The following is a 24,855-nucleotide window of genomic DNA, read 5'->3' on the forward strand; positions in this document are numbered from 1 at the left end:
TGCTCTGGGTCAAACTTGCCTCCACCTATCTCTCCCCCACATCATTTGGTTGCGGCGCGCGGTAGATGGGCGCGTCCGCAAGAAAAAGCTCCGTCAGCAACAGCGGCTTGCCCGACAGGCGCAGGCGTGAACGTCTGGCCCAGCGCAGCGCTGGCATGGCAACGGTCGCAAAATGGATATAGTCACGGCTTAGCTCTGCCCCGCCAAACAGGTAGCGCCCCAGCGGCATGGTGCCGAGGTCTACCAGCGCGCGATCCGGGCCGGTCAGCGTCTCCTCCGGGATCAGCGTTCGCCCCAGCAGCCACGGCACGCCGTCGCCCAGCAGCACGATCTCGCGCAGCCAGTAGCGCGGGCTGTCAGGCAGCGCCTCCGCCTCCTCCGGCCGCAGTTCAGCACGGCGGATGAACCCCTCGTTGACCGGCTGCACCGTCACCTGGCGGCAGAACTGCTCAAAGCGGCGGGTCATCGACCCCATCTCATTCAGCCAGTCGGCAATCTGCGGCGGCACGGCGTCGTGCGGCCCGAGCCAGCGCAGGGAAGCAGGGATAGTGGGCAAATCAGGCATGGGGTTCCGTTACGGGGTCAGAGGGTGACAAGGCGCTATTGTAGCGCAGAATGGCCGGGGGGGAATGGGTGTGTTAACAACCCGCTAACGAGTTTGAGATAACTGGCGGGCATTAGGGGAGAAAGGCCGGCTACAGCGGGAAAAAAGGGTGCGCCGGGGCGCACCAATCTTCCAGCCATCACCGGCGACGTGGGGAGTTACCCCTTGCCTTTCACGCTGCCGATAAATGTTTGACGCGCGGTTTTCGAGCCGAGGCGCTCCGCTTCATCCAACAGTTTGAGGGCCTTATCAATATCGCCGGCTTGCACCGCCCGACGAATGGCCTGATTGAAGTAAGTTTCTGTGTCATCCAGCACCGGTGCAGAAGGTTTGGCCGGGGCCGGGGCCGCCGGGGCGGGCTGTGACGGGGCGGCGGCTGGGGCCGGGGCGCCGCCAATCACCGCGGCAGGCGCGGCGGCTGTCGGCTGGCCAATCATGATGTTGCCGGACTGCTGTTCGGCGCTGATTTTGATCTTCAGCGTGCCGCGATCGCTGTGGCGCGCCACCGGATCAGGGATGTCTGGTACCGCGTTGCCGACGCCAGCGGCATAGGCTTTGGCTGGGGCGATCAGCGTGGTGCTGCGCGCCAGATCCTGCCGGGTGGTGTAGACCAGCAGGTAGATCTGCCGCTGGCCCAGCGCCGGGGTTAGCTTCATGGTGCCCTCCAGCCGGTCACTGGCGATTACGCCCGGCTGGTGGTAGGGGAAGTAGCTGCTGGGGTAGAAGGCCGCCGGGCGCATCTGCTCATCCAGCACCAGTACGTTTGGCGCGTAGACGGATTTGTCCTCTACCACGCTGGTCAGGCGGATCTCCAGCGAGCCGCGATCGGCGGGCAGTGCAAAGGCCGCCACGCTGCCCTGCACGTCGCCCTCATTGAGGCGCGTGCCGCCGAGCGTCACGCTCTGGTTGGCCGGTGGCACCAGCGGCGTCCAGGGGAGGCGCTGGAGCGCGGCGCTGGAGAGACTTGGCGCGGTCGCGACGTCATGGGAGACGGCAACCGGCTCAGAAGAGGTCAGGGAGACGGCGTGTGCCGCCATCGGTGCCAGCACCCCAAAACTCAGGGCGAGGCTGAGGGAAAGCAGTGTCTTTTTCATTGTTATACCCTTTTTATCGAGCAGGAGCGCCGGCGTCAGGCAGGCAATGCACTGCGCCGGCTAATCTCAAAATCCATAACGCGGATGGCCGCCGGGTTGCCCGGCGGCGTCAGGCTTTACCACCAGATCTCCATCTGCGCGCCGAAGGTGATCTCATCATCATCCCCACGGCTGAAGGTGGTCAGGCCGGTGTCACGCGCCGCCACGCCAGCGTCGTCGTAGCCCCACTTCTCATCCCACTTGGCGTAGGTGGCGAACACGCGGATCGCCGGGCGTGACCAGATGCTGTTGCCCGCCTGCCACTGCTGGGCCAGGGTGATCTTGTACTGGCTGTTGCGGTCGCCGGTCTCCTGCGACTTGACGTTGTCGTAACCGGCCTCAAGCAGGGTGCTCATGATAGGCGTCCACTTGTACATCGGGCGGATACCCACGGTGTACCAGGTGGTGCCGTTGTTGTTGTCGCGGTCGACATCCTGATACATGGCGACGTACATCAAGTCCCACTTCTCAGCCAGGGTAATCGCGCCGTGGTCCAGCAGGCGGATCATGTGGCCGTCATTGTTCACCAGCCCACCCTGCGAGCGGCCAGCGTTCTGGTTGTTGGTGCTCATGCCATCAGTCGCGTACTGCACCACCAGTTTGTTGAAGCCATCCATGTAGCTCTGGACGTGCTCGGCGGTGAACAGGAAGCCATCTTTGCTGGCGTTGTCATCCAGTGAGTAGCCGTCACGCGCGTTGGCACGGCCATAGTCCACGCCCAGCTCCAGGGTGCCGCCGGGGTTGATTGCCAGCCCGGCCAGACGCACGTCGAACACGTCGTTGGAGGTGTCCACCTCATCGCGCTGGTCATTGATGTAGCCAATGGAGCCGCCGCTCTCGGTGTTGCGGGTTGCCGCCAGCGAGAGTTTACCGAAGCCAAGGTCAACGTCTTCCAGACCTGCGCCGGGGCCGGAGATGTCCCAGTAGTAGAAGTCGATCATGTGGACGTCATGGCGCTGGTAGAAGCGCTTACCGGCCCAGATGGTGGCGCCCGGCAGGGCATCGATCAGGTTTTTGCCCTTGATGTTGGCCTCGCGGAAGGCCGGGTCGGTCGCTTCCCAGTCATTCTGCTGGGAGACGGAGTAGGCAACGTTGGTGTCAAAGTAGAAACTCTTGTCGCCCTCTTTCCACACCTCTTGCCCCAGTTTCAGCTCGGCGTAGGTTTCACACTCGTTACCCAGACGGTATTTGCTCTGGGCGCCGGTGGCCTGGAAACACTGCTGTTCGCCGCCGCTGCCAGTCCAGCCGATGCCGGAACGGGCGTAGCCGGTGAAATCCACCGCCGCGGCCTGGGTGGACATCACGCCGGCTGCCACCGCCAGTGCCAGAGGTACAATGCGCAGAGTAGTCATCCTCAAAATCTCCTGTTATGGATTTGCCTGATGGCATGTGCGTGCTTTAAACGCCTGGCTCGTCATGCAGCCGTTGGCATGCCGAGCCATCCTCACGGAACAGATGACAGCGATGCGGCGGCAGGCCGATGGCGAATGTTGCACCTTCTTCTACCAGCACCACATCATTCTGGCGGTAGACCAGGTTCTGACGCAGGGCTGGGATTTGGATATGGATCTGGGTTTCGTTGCCGAGCTGCTCCACCACCTGCACCTCGCCCTCGAGCGTGACCTCGGACTGGTCACAGGGGAGCAGGTGCTCCGGGCGGATGCCCAGCGAGAGGTTGCTGCCGGGCTGGACGTCGCGCCCCGCCACCGGTAGCCACACCTGCTGGCGGTTGGGCAGTTCCACCTGTACCCGCTCCGTCTCGGCGGCGATCGCCTTGACCGGCAGGAAGTTCATCTTCGGCGAGCCGATGAAGCCAGCGACAAAGCGGTTGGCCGGGTAGTGGTAGAGCGCCAGCGGTTTGCCCACCTGCGCCACGCGGCCGGCGTCCAGCACCACGATTTTGTCGGCCAGCGTCATCGCCTCCACCTGATCGTGGGTGACGTAGATCATGGTGCGCTTCAGGCGCTTGTGCAGGCGGGAGATCTCAATGCGCATCTGCACCCGCAGCGCGGCGTCAAGGTTCGAGAGCGGCTCGTCGAGCAGGAAGACGTCTGGCTCCGCCACCAGCGTACGGCCGATGGCGACGCGCTGGCGCTGGCCGCCGGAGAGCGCCTTGGGTCGCCGGTCGAGCAGGTGCGCCAGCTGCAAAATCTCTGACACCTGATTGACGCGCTGGTGAATCAGCGCCTTTTTCGCGCCCGCCAGCTTCAGGCCGAACGACATGTTGTCCGCCACCGACAGGTGCGGGTAGAGGGCGTAGGACTGGAACACCATGCCAATGCCGCGCTCCGCCGGGGGCACCTCGTTCATCCGTTTCTCGCCGATCAGCAGGTCGCCGGAGGTGATCTCCTCCAGCCCGGCGATCATCCGCAGCAGGGTGGACTTGCCACAGCCGGATGGCCCGACGAATACCACAAACTCGCCGTCCTCAATCTCCAGGTTGATGTCCTTGGAGATGACGGCCTCGCCGTAAGCCTTGTGTACGTGCCGCAGCGTAACGCCCGCCATGCCGGACTCCTTTCTGCCATTAATCGGTGCGGTGAATAGTTGGAGCACAGGATGCGGCTTTGATGGCATTCGGTAATCATCCGTAACAAGGTTTTTCATGGGGGAGGAGCCGGGAGGACGGGGGCAGATCGTGGCGTGGCGAAAGTTCCCGGCGAAAAGCAAATTCGTGATCGCCCTTACAAAAATCGTCGGCTGATTTTGTGCCTGATCCCACATAACCCGCTGAAATGTTATGGCGATCACAGAAAGCCTGCGGGGGGCGTAGAGGGGGGGAGGATGAGGCCAGTTCGGGTTGTGACTGACTATGGCGACGTTGAAAGTACTCCCTATGGCCGCGCCCGCTTGCTGGCTGCCTGCGCCGCTGCCTTCAGTCACGGATAACAGGACAGGATTATGACTCGCACACATCATCGCTCTGGCGTCACCCGCTTTACCCGCACCCTGGCGCTCTCCGCCCTGGCTACCCTGGTGCTGTCCGCGCCGGCGCTGGCCAAGATTGAGGAGGGCAAGCTGGTCATCTGGATCAATGGCGACAAGGGTTACAACGGGCTGGCGGAGGTGGGCAAACGCTTCGAAAAAGACACCGGCATCCAGGTCAGCGTGGAGCACCCGGACAAGCTGGAGGAGAAGTACCCGCAGGTGGCGGCCACCGGCGACGGCCCGGACATCATCTTCTGGGCGCATGACCGCTTTGGCGGCTACGCGCAGTCTGGCCTGCTGGCGGAGATCAACCCGTCAAAAACGACGCAGGACAAGATCTTCCCCTTCACCTGGGACGCAGTGAAATTTGACGGCAAGATCATCGGCTACCCGGTGGCCGTCGAGGCGCTGTCGCTGATCTACAACAAAGATCTGGTGCCGAACCCGCCGAAGACCTGGGAGGAGATCCCGGCGCTGGACAAGCAGCTGCGCGCCAAGGGCAAGAGCGCCATCATGTGGAACCTGCAAGAGCCCTACTTCACCTGGCCCATCATCGCCGCTGACGGCGGCTACGCCTTCAAGCTGGAGAACGGCAAGTACAACGTGAAGGATGTCGGCGTGAACAATGCCGGTTCGCAGGCTGGCCTGCAATTCATCGTCGATCTGGTGAAGAACAAGCACATCAACGCCGACACTGACTTCTCCATTGCCGAGGCGGCCTTCAACAAGGGCGAGACGGCGATGACCATCAATGGCCCGTGGGCGTGGGGCAACATTGAGCAGAGCAAGATCAACTATGGCGTCACCCTGCTGCCGACCTTCAAGGGCAAGCCGTCCAAGCCGTTTGTCGGCGTGCTGACCGCTGGCATCAACGCCGCCAGCCCGAACAAGGAGCTGGCGACCGAGTTCCTGGAGAACTACCTGCTGACCGACGAGGGGCTGGCCGCAGTGAACAAGGACAAGCCGCTCGGTGCGGTGGCGCTGAAGTCCTACCAGCAGCAGCTGGAGAAAGACCCGAAGATCGCCGCCACCATGCAGAACTCGCAGAACGGCGAGATCATGCCGAACATCCCACAGATGAGCGCCTTCTGGTACGCCGAGCGCAGCGCGGTGATCAACGCCCTCTCCGGCCGCCAGAGCGTGAAACAGGCGCTGGATGACGTGCAGTCCCGCCTCACCAAGTAACGCCCTGCCCCGCCGCCCACAGAGGGCGGCGGGTGCGCGCCGCTGCCCTCTTTTTGCCCACCGCAAGGAACATCGCTATGCCGTTGACCCGTACCGATCGCGCCGACCGTAATACCACCGCCTGGTGGCAGAGCGATCCGCTGAAATGGTTGGTTATTGGCCTGTTCTCTCTGTTCACCGCCTATCTGGTGGTGCTGATGTATGCACAGGGCGAATACCTGTTCGCCATTGTCACGCTGGTGCTGTTGAGCGCCGGACTCTATATTTTCGCCAACCGCCGCGCCTACGCCTGGCGCTACGTCTACCCCGGCCTGGCGGGGATGGGGCTGTTCGTGCTCTTCCCGCTGGTCGCCACCATCGCCATCGCCTTTACCAACTACAGCAGCACCAACCAGCTCACCTTTGAACGGGCGCAGTCGGTGCTGATGCAGCGGCAGTACCAAGCTGGCGACACTTACGGCTTTGCGCTCTACCCGGCTGGCAACCAGTGGCGGTTGCAGCTCACCCGCCCGGAGAACAATGAGCAGTGGATCTCCCAGCCCTTCAGTTTCGGCACCCTGCCGTCCGCGCTGGAGATGCAGGCGCAGCAGACGCCGCCCGAGGGGGAGAAGGCCACCCTGCGCGTGATCACCCAGAACCGGCAGGCGATGACGTCGCTGGTGGCGCACCTGCCGACCGGCGGCGACCTGCGCATGAGTTCGCTGCGCCAGTTCTCCGGCACCGCCCCGCTCTACACGCTGGCGGAGGATGGCACCACCCTGACCAACAACCAGACGCAGGTCACCTATCGCCCCAACCCGGACACCGGCTTCTATCAGGCGGTGGACGCCAGCGGCCAGTGGCAGGCGGAGCGGCTCAGCCCCGGCTTTACCGTCGGTATCGGCTGGAAAAACTTCAGCCGCGTGATTGAGGATAAGGGCATCCAGCAGCCGTTCCTGTCGATCTTCCTCTGGACGGTGATCTTCTCGGTGCTGACGGTGATTTTGACCGTGGCGGTCGGCATGGTGCTGGCCTGTGTGGTGCAGTGGGAGGCGCTGCGCGGCAAGGCACTCTACCGCGTGCTGCTGATCCTGCCCTACGCGGTGCCCTCGTTTATCTCGATCCTGATCTTCAAGGGGCTGTTCAACCAGAGCTTCGGTGAGATCAACCTGATGCTCGGCGCGCTGTTTGGCGTGAAGCCAGCGTGGTTCAGCGATCCGACCACCGCCAAGGCGATGGTGCTGATCGTCAACACCTGGCTCGGTTACCCCTACATGATGATCCTCTGCATGGGGCTGCTGAAGGCGATCCCGGACGATCTCTACGAGGCCTCGGCGATGGATGGCGCGACGCCGTTCCAGAACTTCTTCCGCATCACCCTGCCGCTGCTGATCAAGCCGCTGACGCCGCTGATGATCGCCAGTTTCGCCTTCAACTTTAACAACTTCGTGCTGATCCAGCTGCTGACCAACGGCGGGCCAGACCGGCTCGGCACCACCACGCCCGCCGGCTACACCGACCTGCTGGTGAGCTTCACCTACCGCATCGCCTTTGAGGGCGGTGGCGGGCAGGACTTCGGCCTGGCGGCGGCCATTGCCACCCTGATTTTCCTGTTGGTGGGCGCGCTGGCGATCCTCAACCTGAAAGCCACCAAGATGAACTTTGATTAAGGAGAGCGCCATGGGCATGGTTAAACCAAAATCGCAGCGTGTGCGCCTGCTGGTGACCCACCTGCTACTGATCGCCTTTATCGCGATGATTATGTTCCCGCTGCTGATGGTGGTGGCGATTTCGCTGCGGCCCGGCAACTTCGCCACCGGCAGCCTGATCCCGGATCAGGTCTCCTGGGATCACTGGCGGCTGGCGCTCGGCTTTAGCGTCACCCACGCCGACGGCAGCGTGACGCCGCCGCCCTTCCCGGTACTGCTCTGGCTGTGGAACTCGGTGAAGATTGCGGTGATCACCGCCATCGGCATTGTGGCGCTCTCGACCACCTGCGCCTACGCCTTTGCGCGTATGCGCTTCCGTGGCAAGGGCAATCTGCTGCGCGGGATGCTGATCTTTCAGATGTTCCCGGCGGTGCTGTCGCTGGTGGCGCTCTACGCGCTGTTTGACCGCCTCGGCCAGTACCTGCCGTTCATTGGCCTCAACACCCACGGTGGGGTGATCTTCGCCTATCTGGGTGGGATCGCGCTGCATGTCTGGACGATCAAGGGGTACTTCGAGACGATCGATAATTCGCTGGAGGAGGCGGCGGCGCTGGATGGCGCCACGCCGTGGCAGGCGTTCCGGCTGGTGCTGCTGCCGCTGTCGGTGCCGATTCTGGCAGTGGTGTTCATTCTGTCGTTCATTGCCGCCATTACCGAGGTGCCGGTGGCCTCCCTGCTGCTGCGCGACGTGAACAGTTACACGCTGGCGGTGGGGATGCAGCAGTACCTGAACCCGCAGAACTACCTGTGGGGAGACTTTGCCGCCTCCGCCGTGCTCTCCGCGATTCCCATCACCGCCATCTTCCTGTTGGCGCAGCGCTGGCTGATTGGCGGCCTGACCGCCGGCGGGGTGAAGGGCTGACATTTTCGCTGTGGCAGTATGATTCCCTGTGTCTTGGGCGGCCTGGAGGCCGCCCTCTTTTTTTACTCGCGCTTCAGGCGGTCAGAGTTGGCGAGCCAGAGCGTCACCACCAGCACCAAAATGGCGGCGGAGTAGAGCAGCGTATCGACCGGGTTTTTGTGGTCGACGATAATCAGCCGCACAATCGCCGTGATGCCGATGTAGATGAAGTAGCGCAGCGGGAAGTGGTAGCCCGAGGCGAAGTACTTCACGATCAGGGCAATGAATTCAAAGTAGAGGAAGTAGATCACGATCCCCTCAATCAGCAGGTACGATGACGGCTCATCACCGTTCACAAACAGCACCAGCGTCAAGTGGTAGGTTTCCCGTCCCAAGAACAGCAGCAGGATCGCTCCCAGCCCCATTAAAAACAGATTCAAAATCCGCTGCATGGTTTTCGCCACCACCATGCCGCGTTGTGACGCAGCCATAAGATACTCTTTAGTAATGTAAATTGGTTGCGCAGCATACCGAAGCGCAAGGAGAGGCGGCAAGGGGAGATAAGAAGGAAAAACGGCCCGGTGGGGAGGGCCGTTGTTTGGCGGTCAGGCGTCGGCTGGCAGGCACTCTTCAGGATGGGCAAGGATAGAGACGCGTTCAGCGATCATCGCTTCATTTTGCGAAGCGCGGATACGCAGGGCCAGGTTCCAGGCATTTAACTCTTTCGCATTGTCGACCAGACCCGACTCAGCCGCTATGCGGCCACAACCCTCCAGCCAGGCCGCCACTTCAGCCCAATCCCACAGCGGTGACTGGCCTGAGAGTCGCTGGATCGGGTTGGGAAAGTCCCCCCTTCCCCGGTCGCCATCTTTCAGCATGGTAATGGCCTGACGTGACAAGTTGGAAAGCTGCGCAATATCACTCAGCCCCACCAACGTGGAGTCGACCGACTCCACGCGCGCGCCAATACCGGCCCCTTCAATGTCCCGGATGGCGGACGCGATGGCGCGCTTCAGGGAGGGGGCGTCGCGCTCGAATTCCAAATAGATGGCTTTGCCGTAATAGCTCAACAGCGCGTCATCACAGCCGGCGGCAAAGAGCGCGTCTTCGTGGCCCGCTGTCTCAAGGGTGATCCCGGAAAGGGTCAGGGTGAAATTATAGAGTGCCATGCGGACTCCTTCTCTCCTGGGGTAAATAAGGCGGCGGAAAGCACCGCCTTAATGTCAGTTAACTCGCCTTGTGCCCGGCCAAGCGCCCATTACTGTGAAGGGGGCTGGCACTTACTGACCGCACGGAGAATTTGGCGGGCAAATCGTTCAGGGTCTTTGGGCGTGCTCCAGATACTGTGCATATGCTCGGTATGGCCTGGTATGCCACAGCGGATTTTACAGAACCCATGCGCATGGCCGTTACACGGCACGACGACCCATCCATTGGCTAGCGCATACTCTATGGCGTCTTGAATGGCTTTGTGAGGATGCCTTTTCATCACTCTCCTGTCGCAGGAATAGTACATCGGGTGTGAACATCCGTCAACACTGTGCGGTTGGCGTGTTTACCCCTCTCCCTCCGGGGCGACTCCACGCCCTGGCTGCGCCACGTTATCACTCTCACGCCTTTCTGAATTTTCTATTTTTTTCTGAATCCTGATGCAGATCATGGCTCCCTCCATCATCAGATTTCCCGGGCCGCGCCCCGTTTTGCCCATAAAAAAACGGCCCTCCTGAGAGGGCCGTTTGGATTGCCGGGCCGTCAGTTGAAGAACGGCGAGCGGCTGTCGGTGATGCTGTAGAGCGAGTATTTGCGGTTGAGCATCTGGCCGCCGTCGCGGGTGAGCGGGATCCAGTTGATCTGCGCACGCGAGCGGGTCGGCTGTACTGTCAGGATATCCAGCGGCACCGAGATGTAGAAGCCCTTGGTGAACTCCCCTTCGCCATACTCGTCCGCCGAGACGTTGGTCTTGGTGGCGAAGGCCCCGACGATCACGCCGCTGTCGAAGCGTTTGGAGACGTCGAGGGTCGCGCCCTTGTCCTTCGCCAGATACTGGCCGACGCTCGCCTTGACCAGCACGCCATCCATAAAGCGCGGCTGCCAGTAGGCGGTCAGGTGGCCGGTGGCCGCCTTGTAGTTCGTGAAGCGCATCGGGCTGTCCCAGTCACGCTGCTTGACGTAGTTGGCGTCCACGCCCACCGCCCAGCTGCTGTCCAGCGGGCGGTAGAGCAGCTCGCCACCGGCACCGCCATACATCTGCTCCAGATAGCCGCCATAAATCTGGCCGTACCAGCCATCGCCGAGGCGGTTCATGTAGGTCAACTGCGCGTTGGTCAGGTAGAGGTCGTTGTTATCGACATACTCGCGGATGCGGGTACGCACGCGCGGCAGGCTGCTGTCTCCCGGCGGCCCCTTGTAGTTGAACTTGTCGTAGTTGTTGTAGAGGTTGAGGAACAGCGAGCCGGAAGCGAGGAAGTGCTCCGTCATCCACCAGTCGGCATCACCTTGCAAGCCCACTTGGTACATGTAGAAGGACTCCGGGCCGCCGAGCGACTGGTTCAGCACCGGTGACAGGCGCGCGTCGAAGTGGCTCTTCTCGGCGTAGTAGCCCTGCTCGGCGCTCTCTGGCAGGTGCGGATCGGCGCGGTGCTGCAACAGCGGCTTCTCCTGGCCGAGCGGGTAACCCTGCAACTGCTGCTTCAGGCTCTCGGCATTGGTGACCGTGCTGGAGATCGGCATGTTCATGCTGGTGTCAGTGACCGTGATGGTCTCCACACCTGCTGGCAGGTGGTTCACCAGAATGCGGTTGGCGCGGGCCACCGCCTCATCATTGTCGCGGTAGCGGTTCTGGCTGCCGGTCATGTAGAGCGTGCGATCCTTCACCTGGATATGCGGCGCGCTGTAGCCCGCGTTGTCCTGCAAGTCCGCCAGTTGGCCGCCCACGACCTGATGGTCGAGCAGCGCGTCCTGCGGCTGCGGCTGGTAGGGTTGCGGCGGCGGGTCGATGTGGCGTTGCTTCAGGTCGTTGAAGTTGGTGCGCAGGGTGACACCCGCCATCAGGGTATTGCCGCGCTCCCAGCTCAGGTTGACGTCGGCCCAGTCAAAGACGCGGTAGATCGCCCCGACGTTCACCTTCGAATCCTGTTTCAGCGTGCCCGCAAAATCGCCCTGATAGTCGTTGCCCTCATACTCCACTTTCAGGCGCAGCGGCTGCCACGGGGTCTGGTACTCGACGCCGCCAAACAGCGCCGCCGGGCCGTGGAAGAAGTTTTTGCCGTTGAACTGGCCAGCCTCGCCCTGCTGGTTGTCGCGGTAGCAGAAGCTCGCTTTCGCCTCACAGAACGGGTTTTTGATATTGCCGCTGTTGCCGAGGTAGCCCCAGCCGATGCCGAGGGTGAAGTCCAGCGGCCCCCACGCCTTGCTGGCAGCAAGGTACTCGCTGTCAAACAGGCCGGTGCCGCCGAAGTCGCGGATGCCGACCGAGGTCTCCGGCAGCCAGAAGCCCTCTTTCCACAGACGCAGCTTCAGGTCGAGGCCCTTGTCCTTGTAGGTCTGGTCGCCGCTGAAGGCCGCATCCTGGCTATATTGGCGGGTGCGCACGTCGGTATAGCGGATGGTCGCCTCCAGCCAGTCAAAGGGCTGGACTGCCAGTGAGTAGAAGCGGTACTGGTCGTTGTCACGGTAGTTGAGGCTGAACTCCCCCTCTTTCGCCATGCGTCCGGTCGGGGTCTGCAACAGGCCGACGCCGCCCAGATCCCCTTGGGATGGCCCCAGCGGCTCGGTGTAGGTGGCGGCCTGCGCGCCCGCCGCCACGGACAGCGCCAGCGCGCTGATCACAAATGGTATTTTCATCAGTCAGGGACCCGGTTGGTCAACAGTGCCAGAATCTGCTGGTTCAGATCGCGGTAGGCGCGGGGTAAGGAGGAGAAGCCGACAAACAGCGTGCTGCCGGGAGCCGGTTGCACATGGCGGTGGTTCCAATAGGCCACCGGCACCAGCTGCACCGTGCCGTCAGGCTGGATCAGCCACACCTGATTGCGGTCACGCCCGGCCAGCCTGTCGTGGCCTGCCAGGTAGTCACGCGTATCCTGCCCCGGCACAAAGGGGGTCAGGCCGCTGTGGCTGATCAGGCCAAACAGGCGAAGGGTGGTGGGGCGTGGCAGGGTGTAGAGGTGGTACTCCCCCTCCAGCCGACGGTTCCACTCCGGGCGGATGCGCACCGCGTCCGGGTCCAGCGTGACGAACTGGCGACCCGTGACGGCCAGTTGCGTCACCTGCTGGTGCAGGTTCTCCACTGCCGCCGCCAAATCGTTATCCTCGTCTGCGCGGTAGTGGGCCGCCAGCGCGCCCAAAGACGCCAGCACCTGGCGCTTGAGCGCCTGCTGTTTCAGCGTGGCCTGCGGGGTGGCAATCACCGTGCCCGGCCACCAAGTCTGCCCGGCAAGCGCCGGGTTCATCACCAGTTCACTGAGATCGTTGGCACCCTCAAGGGTGACGGTCTCAGCCCGCTGCGGGAACGACACCACCACGCGGCTCTGCGCCAGCGCAGACGCGGCCAGGCCAACGCTCAGGCTGACCCCAAGTAAGAGACGTTTTTTCATCGTATTCAGGGCTTTAAGATAGTGAGGTTAACGTGGAAATCCGGGCCGACGGACTGCTCGGCCTTCCTGACGATGCCCGTGGCGGGATCGATCCAGAACCGGTTGCGGTAGTGCTGGCCCAGCGCCGGCACCGAGACCTCCTCCTTCACGCGCAGCGTGTTGAGGGTGGTGCCAGCCAGCGTCAGCGGCTCGGCGCCGTCCAGGTGGAACACCGAGGTGACGGTGGCGCTGCGGAAGGCCTTGCCCTCCGTCCAGCTCAGGGTGCGTGTCCAGCTGTCGCCCTCTTTCAGGCGCAGTGGGTGCAGCAGAGGATCATGGCGCAGATCGGTGGTCTCCAGCAGGTTATCGGTGTAACCCACGGTCTTGACCAGACGGCCATTCTGGGTGACCAGCAGTACGCGGTCGGAGGTGAGCCACTTGACCTGATCCTCTTCGGCGAAGGCCGCGACCACAAAGATTTGTGGGCCGTCATTGATCGTCGCGTAGAGGCTGGAGTACGGCAGGTCGTTGATCGCCTGATCGTCCATCTCCACATCCGGCATCCCGACGGTGGCGAGCGCCAGCGTATCCTGGATGCTGTGTTGGGTTTGGCTACAGGCGGCCAGCAGCAGGCACAATAACAGTGAAAAATAGCGCACGTTTCTTTCCCGAATAAACAGGCCCGTAACAGGTGCCGGCACAGGCCGGCAGCCGATAAACCTCCCCCGTAGCCGGGAGAGCATATGGTTATTGGCCGGGCCGGGGCGTTCCCGGTCAGTGTCTGCGGGCCGGAGAGCCGGCATCCCCTTCCGCCAGCGCGGCAAAACCGGCGCTGATTCCTTGCGAAAAGCGGGGCGCATCCACTGAATGGCCAGAGCAAGCCGCCTGCCGATACATTCCGAAAACTAAATGGTGTCCCTATGCTTATCAAATGGTTGCTGCATGGGTGACCCAAAGGGTATTCAGGCGTGCAGGCGTGGCTGGCTGCTTATTTATAATGCAATAAACAGTTACGAAGTGTCATCATGGATGGGGTGAATGAGTCGGCCAGCGGCGTTTTCACGCGTGGATCTGGGATTTTATAAATTAACTTAACGTTATGATTTAGCGGAATTTTTATTGGGCGGCACTGGCGGGTATTTCACTTGACGCTTTTTCAACCTTCTGGAAAATCTTGCAGCCGAGTGGACAGAAAAGCGCCTTAACAGCATCTCCTGCTGACAGGATGACTTAAGTTAAGCATTTTATTCGACCAACCGGCTGTTAGCAGGGTAAATCGCCGGGTATGGCTGGTGAAATAATAAACGCCTTAGGAACTCGCTGATTTTATGCTTTTTCAGATAAAACCCACCCTATCCGGCGGAAAAGTCACGAAAAAAATGGCCCGCGGGGAGATATCCACGCGGGCCATGCCACTTTTAACGCTCAAAGCTTAATCGTTTGTTAAGTATTAGCGCCAGGATTTGAACTGGTTGATCAGCGCATTGGTAGAGCTGTCGTGGCTGCTTACCGGCTCATCGCCCTGCAACTCAGGCAGGATGCGGTTGGCCAGCTGTTTGCCCAGCTCCACGCCCCACTGGTCGAAGGTGAAGATGTTCAGGATCGCGCCCTGGGTGAAGATTTTGTGCTCATACAGCGCGATCAGCGCGCCCAGGCTCTCCGGGGTGATTTCACGCAGCAGGATGGAGTTGGTCGGGCGGTTGCCTTCGAACACCTTGAACGGCGCAACGTGTTTCACGTCGTCCGGCTGTTTGCCCTGCGCCGCGAACTCCTGCTCTACCATCTCCAGCGACTTGCCGAACGCCAGCGCCTCGGTCTGGGCGAAGAAGTTGGAGAGCAGCTTGGCGTGGTGGTCGCTCAGCGGGTTGTGGCTGATGGCCGGCGCGATGAAGTCACACGGCACCAGCTTGGTGCCCTGATGGATCAGCTGGTAGAAGGCGTGCTGGCCGTTGGTGCCCGGCTCACCCCAGATGATGGGGCCGGTCTGGTAGCTCACCGGGTTGCCGTCGCGGTCAACGTACTTGCCGTTGGACTCCATGTTGCCCTGCTGGAAGTAGGCAGCGAAGCGGTGCATGTACTGGTCATACGGCAGGATTGCTTCGGTTTCGGCCCCGAAGAAGTTGTTGTACCAGATGCCAATCAGCGCCAGCAGCACCGGCAGGTTCTGCTCCATTGGGGTGTTGGCGAAGTGTTTGTCCATCTCGTGCGCGCCGGAGAGCAGCTTCTCAAAGTTATCAAAGCCCAGTGAGAGCGCGATGGAGAGGCCGATGGCCGACCACAGGGAGTAGCGGCCGCCCACCCAGTCCCAGAATTCGAACATGTTGTCGGTGTCGATGCCGAACTCGCCGACCGCCTTGCCGTTGGTGGAGAGCGCCGCGAAGTGCTTGGCGACGTGCTGCTGGTCGCCCGCCGCCTGCAGGAACCAGTCACGCGCGCTATGGGCGTTGGTCATGGTCTCCTGGGTGGTAAAGGTCTTGGAAGCCACCAGGAACAGGGTGGTCTCCGGGTTGAGATCCTTCAGCGTCTCGGCGATGTGGGTGCCATCAACGTTGGAGACAAAGTGCATGTTGAGGTGGTTTTTGTACGGGCGCAGCGCCTCGGTCACCATGTAGGGGCCAAGGTCGGAGCCGCCGATGCCGATGTTAACCACGTCAGTGATTGCCTTGCCGGTGTAGCCCTGCCACTCGCCGCCAATCACGCGCTCGCAGAACTGCTTCATCTTCGCCAGCACCGCGTTCACGTCTGGCATCACATCCTTGCCATCCACCACAATCGGGGTGTTGCTGCGGTTGCGCAGCGCGATGTGCAGCACGGCGCGATCTTCGGTGCGGTTGATCTTCTCGCCCGCGAACATGGATTTGATTGCTGATTGCAGATCGGTTTCCGTGGCCAGCGCCTGCAGCTTTTCCAGGGTCTCCGCCGTGATGCGGTTCTTGGAGTAGTCCACCAGCATCTGGTCGTTAAACGTGCCAGAGAACGTGGAAAAGCGCTCGCTGTCCTGCGCGAACAAGTCGCTGATCTGGACATCCTTCATCTGTTCAAAATGCTGCTGCAGGGCCTGCCAGGCAGCGGTTTGGCTTGGATTGATATTTTTCATAGCAACGCTCTCGTTTGAGTTTCACGTAGTGAGATTAAAGACCGCATTGAGCCGATTGTATCTTGTAACTTCCCCGATGATATCCCTTTTCTTGCAATAGGCGACAACTGTTAATGGATATTTATTAAACAGTTACCTAGTGTGGCAGAAGAAGTGCTTTCAGCGTTAATAATTCAAAAATGAAAATCCCTCACCCCCCCGCCATTGACAGCGCAAGCAGAGTCGGTTATTCCTACTCCCCTACTCGCGCAGCCAGCGCGAGCCAGAAGAGGCGCGTCGCCCAGGTAGAGTGTCAGAGGAGCCGTAACCCGCTGAAGACACTTGAGGGGGAGCAACGCCGAGGTGCGGTGACAGGCGGCTGTCCCCGTATCGACTACAGAGGCTGAATCCTCTGGGTTGTCACCAGAATCGCCCCAGAAGGGCGATTAACAAGGTGGGGCGCTTCTGGGTGTATCGTAGCCATCTCTACGTCTGCCCCCTGTTTACTGCTCTCCCCTTGTGCCAAGGTTATGTTTTTGATTGTTGCCATCACGAATGGCCCCTGACACGAGGTCTACCATGACTCAAGCAGTACCCCCCAGCGCCGCCCAGCCGATTGTCGTTGCCAAATTTGGCGGCACCAGCGTGGCCGATTTTGATGCCATGAACCGCAGCGCCGATGTTGTGCTCTCCAACCCTGACAACCGTCTGGTGGTGCTCTCCGCGTCGGCGGGCATCACCAACCTGCTGGTCGCGCTGGCCGAGGGGTGCGACCAGCCGCAGCGCGACGCGCATCTGGCTGAGATCCGTCGTATCCAGTACGCCATCATTGACCGTCTGGCGCAGCCAGAGGTGATCCGGGAAGAGATTGACCGGATGCTGGAGAATATCGCCATGCTCTCTGAGGCGGCCGCGCTGGCCACCTCGGCGGCGCTGACCGATGAGCTGGTCAGCCACGGCGAACTGATGTCCACCCTGCTGTTCGTGGAGATCCTGCGGGAGCGCCAGGTGGCGGCGGAGTGGTTCGACGTGCGCAAAGTGATGCGCACCAATGACCGCTTTGGCCGCGCGGAGCCGGAGACCGCCACGCTGGCGTCACTGGCCGCGCAGCAACTGGCACCGCGTCTGGCACGTGCGCTAGTGATCACCCAGGGCTTTATCGGCAGTGAAGAGAAGGGGCGCACCACCACGCTGGGCCGCGGCGGCAGTGACTACACCGCCGCGCTGCTGGGCGAGGCGCTGCACGCGGTGCGCGTCGATATCTGGACGGACGTGCCGGGCATCTACACCACTGACCCGCGCGTGGTGCCGACCGCCAAGCGCATCGACAAGATCGCCTTTGAAGAGGCGGCGGAGATGGCGACCTTCGGTGCGAAGGTGCTGCACCCGGCCACCCTGCTGCCGGCGGTGCGCCGTGGCATCCCGGTGTTTGTCGGCTCCAGCAAGGCCCCGGAAGCGGGCGGCACGCTGGTGTGCGGCAGCACGGAGAACCCGCCGCTGTTCCGTGCGCTGGCGCTGCGCCGCAAGCAGACCCTGCTGACGCTGCACAGCCTGCACATGCTGCACGCGCGCGGTTTTTTGGCAGAGGTGTTCAACATCCTGCTGCGCCACAACATCTCGGTCGATCTGGTCACCACCTCTGAGGTGAGCGTCTCCCTGACCCTCGACACCACCGGCTCCACCTCCACTGGCGAGAGCCTGCTGACCACCTCGCTGCTGACCGAGCTATCTTCGCTCTGCCGGGTGGAGGTGGAAGAGAACCTGGCGCTGGTGGCCCTGATCGGCAACCAGCTCTCACGCGCCAGCGGCGTGGGCAAAGAGGTGTTTGGCGTGCTCGACCCGTTCAGCATCCGCATGATCTGCTACGGTGCCAGCAGCTATAACCTCTGCTTCCTGGTGCCGGGCGACGATGCCGAGCAGGTGGTCCAAACCCTGCACCGCAACCTATTTGAATAACTGACGGCGCGCAGGGCGAAGCCGGGCGCATGCCCGGCTTTTTTGTCTCTGCCGTCTGGCGAAAAAACACCCCACCCTGCACCATGAAAAGAAGGAATCTGCTCCATGTTAGCGAAGATTACCCGGCTGTTCCCGTTATGGGCTGTGTTGCTCTCCGTCGCGGCCTACTTTGCGCCCGCCACCTTTACGCCGATTGGCCCGCACGTCAGCACGCTATTGATGCTGATTATGTTTGGCATGGGCGTGACGCTGGAGTTCGCCGACTTCAAGCGCGTGCTGTCACGCCCGGCCCCGGTGGCCGCCGCCACTTTCCTGCACTACCTGATCATGCCGCTGGCCGCCTGGGTATTGGCGAAACTGTTCCAGATGCCGCCTGACCTGTCCGCTGGCATGGTGCTGGTCGGCAGTGTCGCCAGCGGCACCGCCTCCAACGTCATGATCTACCTGGCCAAGGGCGACGTGGCGCTCTCGGTAACCATCTCGGCAGTTTCGACGCTGGTGGGGGTGTTCGCCACCCCGCTGCTGACGCGGCTCTACGTTGATACCCACATTCAGGTGGATGTGGCGGGGATGCTGTTGAGCATCCTGCAAATCGTGGTGATCCCGATTTTCGCCGGGCTGGTGATCCACCACCTGTTCACCGGGCTGGTGAAGCGGGTGGAACCGCTGCTGCCGCTGTTCTCGATGGCCTGCATTTTGGCGATCATCAGTGCGGTGGTGGCCGGCAGCCAGGGCTTTATCGGGTCGGTTGGGCTGGTGGTGATTGTTGCGGTGATCTTGCACAACGGCATCGGGCTGCTGAGCGGCTACTGGGGCGGCAAGCTGTTTGGCTTTGACGAAACCACTTGCCGCACGTTGGCGATGGAGGTGGGAATGCAGAACTCCGGGCTGGCCGCCACGCTCGGCAAGATCTACTTCACCCCGCTGGCCGCCCTGCCCGGCGCGCTCTTCTCGGTGTGGCACAACCTCTCCGGCTCGCTGCTGGCGGGCTACTGGTCTGGCAAACCGGTCGATAAATCAGATGCTAACCCGGCCACCGCGCAGCGCGCGGACAAGGCCTGACTCCCCGGCGCTGCACTTGCAGCGCCTTTTTTTGCCTAGAGCGACGCGGCCTCGCCGCTCTCCTCATCCCGCTCATCATCCTCCAGCTCCTGCTCCAGCACGTTATAGGCCACGGCGCAAAACAGCGAGTTGAGGCGCTTCATGTCCCCCAGCAGGCCCAGATGCAGTGAACTGGTTTCGATGCTCTGCACGTTTTGCTGGTGCAGGCGATCGACGTGGGCGTGGGCGTAGCGCCGATCCAGTAGGCGAAAACGGTGTTTGGAGCGGCGCAGGCGGCGGGCGCTGGTCAGGTCGCCAGAGAGGAACACCGATAAACTGAGGCGCAAGTTGGAGAGCAGCCGCTCATGCAGCGCATCCAGCTCTGCCAGCCCGGCGGCGGAGAAGGCGCGGCGGGCGTTGTGGGATTTCACCGCCACATCGCCGGTCATGCGTTCGATGATGTCGCCCGCTTGCTCCAAATTGAGCGCCATCTCAATGATCTCCGCCCAGCGGCGGGAGTCGCTCTCGCCCAGATCCTCCTTCTGTATCTGCGCCAGATAGAGCTTGATGGCGGTGTAGAGCACGTCCACATCATCATCCAGCCGGCTCACCTCACGCTCCTGCGTCAGGTTGCCGTGCATCACCTCATGGTGGAGGATCAGCATATGCTCCACCACGTCGCCCATGCGCAGCGTCTCGCGCGCGGCATTGGCCAGCGCCAGCGAGGGGGTGTCCAGCGCGCTGGTGTCGAGGTGACGCGGTGCCAGCCGGGGATCGTCCTGCGGCGAGGCGGCCACCAGCCGCTGGCAAAGGTGCGCCATCGGCTCCGCCAGCGGCACCATCGCCAGGCAGCGGATCAGGTTGTAGAAGACGTGGAAGTAGATCACCAGCTCCTCGTCGGAGACCGGCAGGCGGTCGAAGTAGTCCGCCAGCGGGGTGACGAACGGCAGCACCACCACGCAGCCCACCAGCTTGAACAGCAGGCTGCCGAGTGCCACCCGACGCCCCTCGGCGTTCTGTTTGCTGGCGTTGATCATCGCCAGCAGGCCGCTGCCAAAGTTGGCACCAATTACCAGACAGAGCGCGACCTTCAGCGAGATGACGCCGGTGGAGGTCAGGGTGGCGGTCAGCAGCACCGCCGCCAAGCTGGAGTAACTGATGATGGCGAACAGCGCACCGGTCAGGGCATCGAGTAGCACGTCGCCGGTCAGCGAGGAGAAGAGCACCTTGACGCCCGAGGCTTGGGTGATGGGCGTGGCGGCGGTGACAATCAGCTCCAGCGCCAGCAAAATCAGCCCCAGCCCGATGGCGACCCGCCCCATCTGCCCGGCGCGCATCTGTTTGCGGCTGAGGAACATCGCCACGCCAACAAAGATCAGCAGCGGCGAGAGCCAGGAGAGATCGAATGTCAGGACACGCGCCATCAGCGCGGTGCCGACGTCCGCCCCCAGCATGATCACCAGCGCTGGCGAGAGCGCCACCAGCCCTTGCGCCACAAAAGAGGTCACCAGCAGCGCGGTGGCGTTGCTGCTCTGCACCAGCGCGGTGACGCCGATGCCAGCGGCGAAGGCCAGCGGTTTCTTTTCCACGCTGCCGCTCAATACCTGACGCAGGTTTGCACCATACACCCGCATGATGCCGGTACGGACAATATGCGTTCCCCAGACCAACAGTGACACGGCTGAAAGCAAGTGAAGAAGCGTTAACACAAATAGTCACTCCTTTAACCCCAGGCATTAACCGGCCCCGCCGCCTGCCTGGTGAGTCGGAACGGCGGGGCATCCACATCGGCGCGGCGGCGTCCTGCCCCGGCCAACGGCAAAGAGATTAAGGGAAATTAAGCATCATAGATGGCCCGCCCGCCTGCCCAGAAAGAGGCGTTGGCGGTGAGCGCCCGTTAATCAGTGACTTACCACTTAAAACTGCAAGCAAGTGGCGTGCCACACCCCCAACGGGGGCTGTAGTTAACTGTAGACCAAGATGACTTTGACCAGCCGGCAGCCCGGTGAATATGCGCCGTCCGCCGCAATTTTAGGGCGCGTGTGAGAAAAGATGAGGGAGGTGATGGCCTGCGCGGCGAACGCGCGCAGGCCAAGGGGGATCAATCGGCGTCATAGCCCAGGTTGGGTGCCAGCCAGCGCTCCACCTCGCTGGCGCTCATCCCTTTGCGCCGGGCGTAATCCTCCACCTGATCGCGCTGGATCTGCGCCACGGCAAAGTACTTGCTCTGCGGGTGGCTGAAGTACCAGCCGGAGACCGCCGCACCCGGCCACATGGCAAAGGACTCCGTCAGCTTCATGCCGGTGTGCGCCTCGACATCCAGCAACTGCCAGATCTGCCCCTTCTCGGTGTGCTCCGGGCAGGCCGGGTAGCCGGGCGCGGGGCGGATGCCCTGATAGTTCTCGCGGATCAGCTCCTCGTTGCTGAGGTTCTCATAGGGCGCGAAGCCCCAGTAGACCTTGCGCACCCGCTCATGCAGGTACTCGGCGAACGCCTCCGCCAAGCGGTCAGAGAGCGCCTTGACCATGATTTTATTGTAGTCATCATGCTGCCGCTCATAGGCCTCGGCCAGCGCATCCTCCTCCAGCCCGGCGGTGACGGCGAACGCGCCGAGGTAGTCGGGCTGGGTGCCCTTTGGCGCGACAAAATCGGCCAGACAGTAGTTGGCAAAGTCGCTCTTCTCCGTCTGCTGGCGCAGGTGGTGACTCACCAGCAGCACCTCGTCGCGGCGCTCATCGCGGTAGATTTCGATGTCATCGCCCACGCGGTTGGCCGGGAACAGCCCCACCACGCCGCGCGGCGTCAGCGCACTATTGGCTGCCAGCCTGTCGAGCATCTCGTTGGCGTCGGCGAACAGGCGCGTCGCCTCCTCGCCCACCACCTCATCTTGCAAAATGCGCGGGTACTTGCCAGCCAGCGACCAGGTCATGAAGAACGGCGTCCAGTCGATGTAGTTGCGCAGCGTGTCGATGCTGGCGCTCACCTCCTGCACGCCAAGGCGATGGGCCACCGGCGGGGTGTAATCTTCCCAATCCAGCGTCAGGGCATTCTCGCGCGCCGCCGCCAACGTCACGGGCGGGGTACGCGGCTTTTTGCGGCCATGCTGGATGCGCACCGTCTCATACTCCTTACGGGTACGGGCGACAAAGTCATCGTGCTGGGTCTCTGAGAGCAGCGCGGAGACCACGCCCACGGTGCGCGAGGCGTTCTGCACGTAGACCGTCGGGCCGCTGTAGTTCTGCTCAATTTTCACTGCGGTGTGCGCCTTCGAGGTGGTCGCGCCACCAATCAGCAGCGGCAGGGTGAAGCCCTGCCGTTCCATCTCCTTCGCCACGTTGACCATCTCATCCAGCGACGGGGTGATCAGGCCGGAGAGGCCGATGATGTCCACCTTCTCCTCAATCGCGGTCTTTAGGATCTTGTCGGTCGGCACCATCACGCCGAGGTCGATAATTTCGTAGTTGTTGCACTGCAACACCACGCCGACGATGTTTTTGCCGATGTCATGCACATCGCCCTTTACCGTCGCCAACAGGATTTTGCCAGCGCTGCTGCCCTGCTGCTTGCTGGCCTGAATATAAGGCTCAAGGTAGGCCACCGCCTGCTTCATCACGCGCGCCGATTTCACCACCTGCGGCAGGAACATTTTGCCCTCGCCAAACAGGTCACCGACCACGTTCATGCCATCCATCAGTGGGCCTTCGATGACCTCAATCGGCCGCGCTGCCGCCTGCCGCGCCTCTTCGGTGTCCTGCTCAATGAATTCGGTGATGCCCTTGACCAGCGAGTACTCCAGCCGCTTGTTGACCGGCCAGCCGCGCCACTCGGCCTGCACTTTGTCCGCTTCGCCGCCGCCCTTGTTGCCGCGATACTTCTCCGCCAGCTCCAGCAGGCGCTCGGTGCCATCCGCCCGGCGGTTGAGCACCACATCCTCCACCGCATCGCGCAACTCGGCCGGCAGGTCATCATAGATCGCCAGCTGGCCAGCGTTGACGATGCCCATGTCCATGCCATTGCGGATGGCGTGGTAGAGGAACACCGCGTGGATCGCCTCGCGCACCGGGTCGTTGCCGCGGAAGGAGAAGGAGACGTTGGAGACGCCGCCGGAGATCAGCGCGTGGGGCAGCTCCGCCTTGATGTCGGCGCAGGCCTCGATAAAGTCCACCGCGTAGTTGTTGTGCTCCTCAATGCCGGTCGCCACCGCAAAGATATTCGGGTCAAAGATGATATCTTCCGGCGGGAAGCCCACCTGCTCGGTCAGGATCTGGTAGGCGCGGCGACAAATCTCAATTTTGCGGGCGCGGGTGTCCGCCTGCCCCACCTCATCAAATGCCATCACCACCATCGCCGCGCCATAGCGCCGCACCAGTTTGGCGTGATGGACAAAGGCTTCTACCCCCTCTTTCATCGAGATGGAGTTGACGATGCCCTTGCCCTGAATGCACTTCAGCCCCTTCTCCACCACCTCCCATTTCGAGGAGTCGATCATAATCGGCACGCGTGCGATGTCCGGCTCGCCAGCGATCAGGTTGAGGAAACGCACCATCGCTGCCTCGGCGTCGAGCATCCCCTCATCCATGTTGATGTCGATGATCTGCGCGCCGCTCTCCACTTGCTGGCGTGCCACCTCCAGCGCCTCGCTGTACTTTTCCTCTTTGATCAGGCGCTTGAAGCGGGCGGAGCCCGTGACGTTGGTACGCTCACCGACGTTGACGAACAGGGTGTTGGCGTCAATGGTCAGCGGCTCCAGCCCAGAGAGGCGACAGGCCACCGGAATGGCGGGCAGCGCGCGCGGTGCCACGCCCTCCACCACGGCCGCGATGGCGGCAATGTGCGCTGGCGTGGTGCCGCAGCAGCCGCCGACGATATTCAGGAAGCCCGCGCGTGCCCACTCGCCAATCTGCGCCGCCATCTCATCTGCCCCCAGATCATACTCGCCGAAGGCGTTGGGCAGCCCGGCGTTGGGGTGCGCGGTGACATAGCACTCGGCGATGCGCGACAGCTCTTGCACATACTGGCGCAGTTCATCTGGCCCCAGTGCGCAGTTCAGGCCGAAGGAGAGGGGCCGGACGTGGCGCAGCGAGTTGTAGAAGGCCTCGGTGGTCTGGCCGGAGAGTGTGCGGCCAGAGGCGTCAGTGATGGTGCCGGAGATCATCACCGGCAGCTCAACGCCCAGCGCCTCAAACTCGCTCTCCACCGCGAAAGTGGCGGCTTTGGCGTTGAGGGTGTCAAACACCGTCTCAATCATGATCAGGTCAACGCCGCCCTCAATCAGCGCGCGCGTCGATTCGCGGTAGGCATCCACCAGCTGGTCAAAGGTGACGTTGCGATAGGCCGGGTCGTTGACGTCTGGCGAGATGGAGGCCGTGCGGTTGGTCGGGCCGAGCACCCCGGCGACGTAGCGCGGTTTCTCCGGCGTGCGGGCCGTCCACTCATCGGCGCAGATGCGCGCCAGCCGGGCCGCCTCATAGTTGATTTCAGCGGAGAGCGACGCCATCTGGTAGTCCGCCATCGCGATGGGCGTGGCGTTGAAGGTATTGGTTTCCAGGATGTCCGCGCCCGCCTCCAGATAGGCGTAGTGGATGGCGGTGATCACCTCCGGCTTGGTCAGCACCAGCAGGTCGTTATTGCCCTTCAGGTCGCTGGGCCAATCGGCAAAGCGCGCGCCACGGTAATCCTCCTCCTCCAGCCGGTAACTCTGGATCATGGTGCCCATACCGCCATCCAACACCAAAATACGCTGGTCAAGCTGCGAACGCAGCGCTTCTGCTCGATTTGTCACTGTAACCTCAACCTTACTGCCGGGGCACAGCCCGGAACCTGTAAACGACG

Annotated in this window: 17 protein-coding genes and 1 riboswitch; of the genes, 5 read left to right on the forward strand and 12 right to left on the reverse strand. The window is 62.2% G+C overall.

What is annotated here, in order from left to right; all coding sequences use genetic code 11:
• Positions 1-25 precede the first annotated feature (25 nt).
• From ubiC to malK, 4 genes are all read right to left on the reverse strand, one after another.
• Positions 26-565 carry a chorismate lyase gene (gene ubiC / locus C1N62_RS15885; protein WP_137764543.1) on the reverse strand — a complete coding sequence of 180 codons (540 nt, stop codon included), beginning with the start codon at positions 563-565 and terminating at the stop codon, positions 26-28.
• A 197-nt stretch (positions 566-762) separates the two neighbouring features.
• Positions 763-1,698 carry a maltose operon protein MalM gene (gene malM / locus C1N62_RS15890; RefSeq protein ID WP_137764544.1) on the reverse strand — a complete coding sequence of 312 codons (936 nt, stop codon included), beginning with the start codon at positions 1,696-1,698 and terminating at the stop codon, positions 763-765.
• A 116-nt stretch (positions 1,699-1,814) separates the two neighbouring features.
• Positions 1,815-3,089, reverse strand: a complete 1,275-nt coding sequence (locus C1N62_RS15895) for a maltoporin (protein WP_137764545.1) — start codon at positions 3,087-3,089, stop codon at positions 1,815-1,817.
• A gap of 46 nt (positions 3,090-3,135) precedes the next feature.
• Complete coding sequence (malK, locus tag C1N62_RS15900; protein ID WP_137764546.1) at positions 3,136-4,245, reverse strand: maltose/maltodextrin ABC transporter ATP-binding protein MalK; 1,110 nt, start codon at positions 4,243-4,245, stop codon at positions 3,136-3,138.
• Between the two features lie 393 nt (positions 4,246-4,638).
• Between malK and malE the strand changes: the two genes are divergently transcribed.
• The 3 genes from malE to malG all read left to right on the forward strand — a co-directional run bounded on the left by malE (position 4,639) and on the right by malG (position 8,400).
• Positions 4,639-5,850 carry a maltose/maltodextrin ABC transporter substrate-binding protein MalE gene (gene malE / locus C1N62_RS15905; RefSeq protein ID WP_137764547.1) on the forward strand — a complete coding sequence of 404 codons (1,212 nt, stop codon included), beginning with the start codon at positions 4,639-4,641 and terminating at the stop codon, positions 5,848-5,850.
• A 77-nt stretch (positions 5,851-5,927) separates the two neighbouring features.
• Positions 5,928-7,499 carry a maltose ABC transporter permease MalF gene (gene malF, locus C1N62_RS15910; RefSeq protein WP_137764548.1) on the forward strand — a complete coding sequence of 524 codons (1,572 nt, stop codon included), beginning with the start codon at positions 5,928-5,930 and terminating at the stop codon, positions 7,497-7,499.
• Positions 7,500-7,509: 10 nt separating this feature from the next.
• Positions 7,510-8,400, forward strand: a complete 891-nt coding sequence (gene malG, locus C1N62_RS15915) for a maltose ABC transporter permease MalG (RefSeq protein ID WP_137764549.1) — start codon at positions 7,510-7,512, stop codon at positions 8,398-8,400.
• A 62-nt stretch (positions 8,401-8,462) separates the two neighbouring features.
• Here the strand turns inward: malG and psiE are convergent, their stop codons facing one another.
• From psiE to pgi, 6 genes are all read right to left on the reverse strand, one after another.
• Positions 8,463-8,870, reverse strand: a complete 408-nt coding sequence (gene psiE / locus C1N62_RS15920) for a phosphate-starvation-inducible protein PsiE (protein ID WP_137764550.1) — start codon at positions 8,868-8,870, stop codon at positions 8,463-8,465.
• A gap of 114 nt (positions 8,871-8,984) precedes the next feature.
• Positions 8,985-9,548, reverse strand: a complete 564-nt coding sequence (locus C1N62_RS15925) for an AlpA family transcriptional regulator (RefSeq protein ID WP_137764551.1) — start codon at positions 9,546-9,548, stop codon at positions 8,985-8,987.
• A 583-nt stretch (positions 9,549-10,131) separates the two neighbouring features.
• Positions 10,132-12,222, reverse strand: a complete 2,091-nt coding sequence (locus tag C1N62_RS15935) for a YjbH domain-containing protein (protein WP_137764553.1) — start codon at positions 12,220-12,222, stop codon at positions 10,132-10,134.
• Positions 12,222-12,971, reverse strand: coding sequence for a capsule biosynthesis GfcC family protein (locus C1N62_RS15940; RefSeq protein ID WP_137764554.1), 750 nt, complete (start codon positions 12,969-12,971; stop codon positions 12,222-12,224). The genes C1N62_RS15935 and C1N62_RS15940 overlap by 1 nt, the downstream gene beginning before the upstream one ends.
• Positions 12,972-12,976: 5 nt before the next feature.
• Positions 12,977-13,609 (reverse strand): YjbF family lipoprotein, encoded by a 633-nt coding sequence (locus C1N62_RS15945; protein ID WP_137764555.1) that lies wholly within the window; start codon positions 13,607-13,609, stop codon positions 12,977-12,979.
• A gap of 791 nt (positions 13,610-14,400) precedes the next feature.
• Positions 14,401-16,047 carry a glucose-6-phosphate isomerase gene (pgi, locus tag C1N62_RS15950; RefSeq protein ID WP_137764556.1) on the reverse strand — a complete coding sequence of 549 codons (1,647 nt, stop codon included), beginning with the start codon at positions 16,045-16,047 and terminating at the stop codon, positions 14,401-14,403.
• A gap of 258 nt (positions 16,048-16,305) precedes the next feature.
• Positions 16,306-16,499: riboswitch (Lysine riboswitch) on the forward strand.
• Positions 16,500-16,605: 106 nt separating this feature from the next.
• Between pgi and lysC the strand changes: the two genes are divergently transcribed.
• Positions 16,606-17,982 carry a lysine-sensitive aspartokinase 3 gene (gene lysC, locus C1N62_RS15955; protein WP_137764557.1) on the forward strand — a complete coding sequence of 459 codons (1,377 nt, stop codon included), beginning with the start codon at positions 16,606-16,608 and terminating at the stop codon, positions 17,980-17,982.
• A gap of 105 nt (positions 17,983-18,087) precedes the next feature.
• Positions 18,088-19,044 carry a ketopantoate/pantoate/pantothenate transporter PanS gene (gene panS / locus C1N62_RS15960; RefSeq protein ID WP_137764558.1) on the forward strand — a complete coding sequence of 319 codons (957 nt, stop codon included), beginning with the start codon at positions 18,088-18,090 and terminating at the stop codon, positions 19,042-19,044.
• 35 nt (positions 19,045-19,079) lie between these two features.
• Here the strand turns inward: panS and C1N62_RS15965 are convergent, their stop codons facing one another.
• Both C1N62_RS15965 and metH read right to left on the reverse strand, forming a co-directional pair.
• Complete coding sequence (locus tag C1N62_RS15965; protein WP_137764559.1) at positions 19,080-20,732, reverse strand: Na/Pi cotransporter family protein; 1,653 nt, start codon at positions 20,730-20,732, stop codon at positions 19,080-19,082.
• A gap of 392 nt (positions 20,733-21,124) precedes the next feature.
• Positions 21,125-24,805, reverse strand: a complete 3,681-nt coding sequence (metH, locus tag C1N62_RS15970) for a methionine synthase (RefSeq protein WP_137764560.1) — start codon at positions 24,803-24,805, stop codon at positions 21,125-21,127.
• Between the last annotated feature and the right edge of the window lie 50 nt (positions 24,806-24,855).

Origin of the sequence: Nissabacter sp. SGAir0207 (assembly GCF_005491205.1) — a bacterium.
Taxonomy (GTDB): Bacteria; Pseudomonadota; Gammaproteobacteria; order Enterobacterales; family Enterobacteriaceae; genus Chimaeribacter.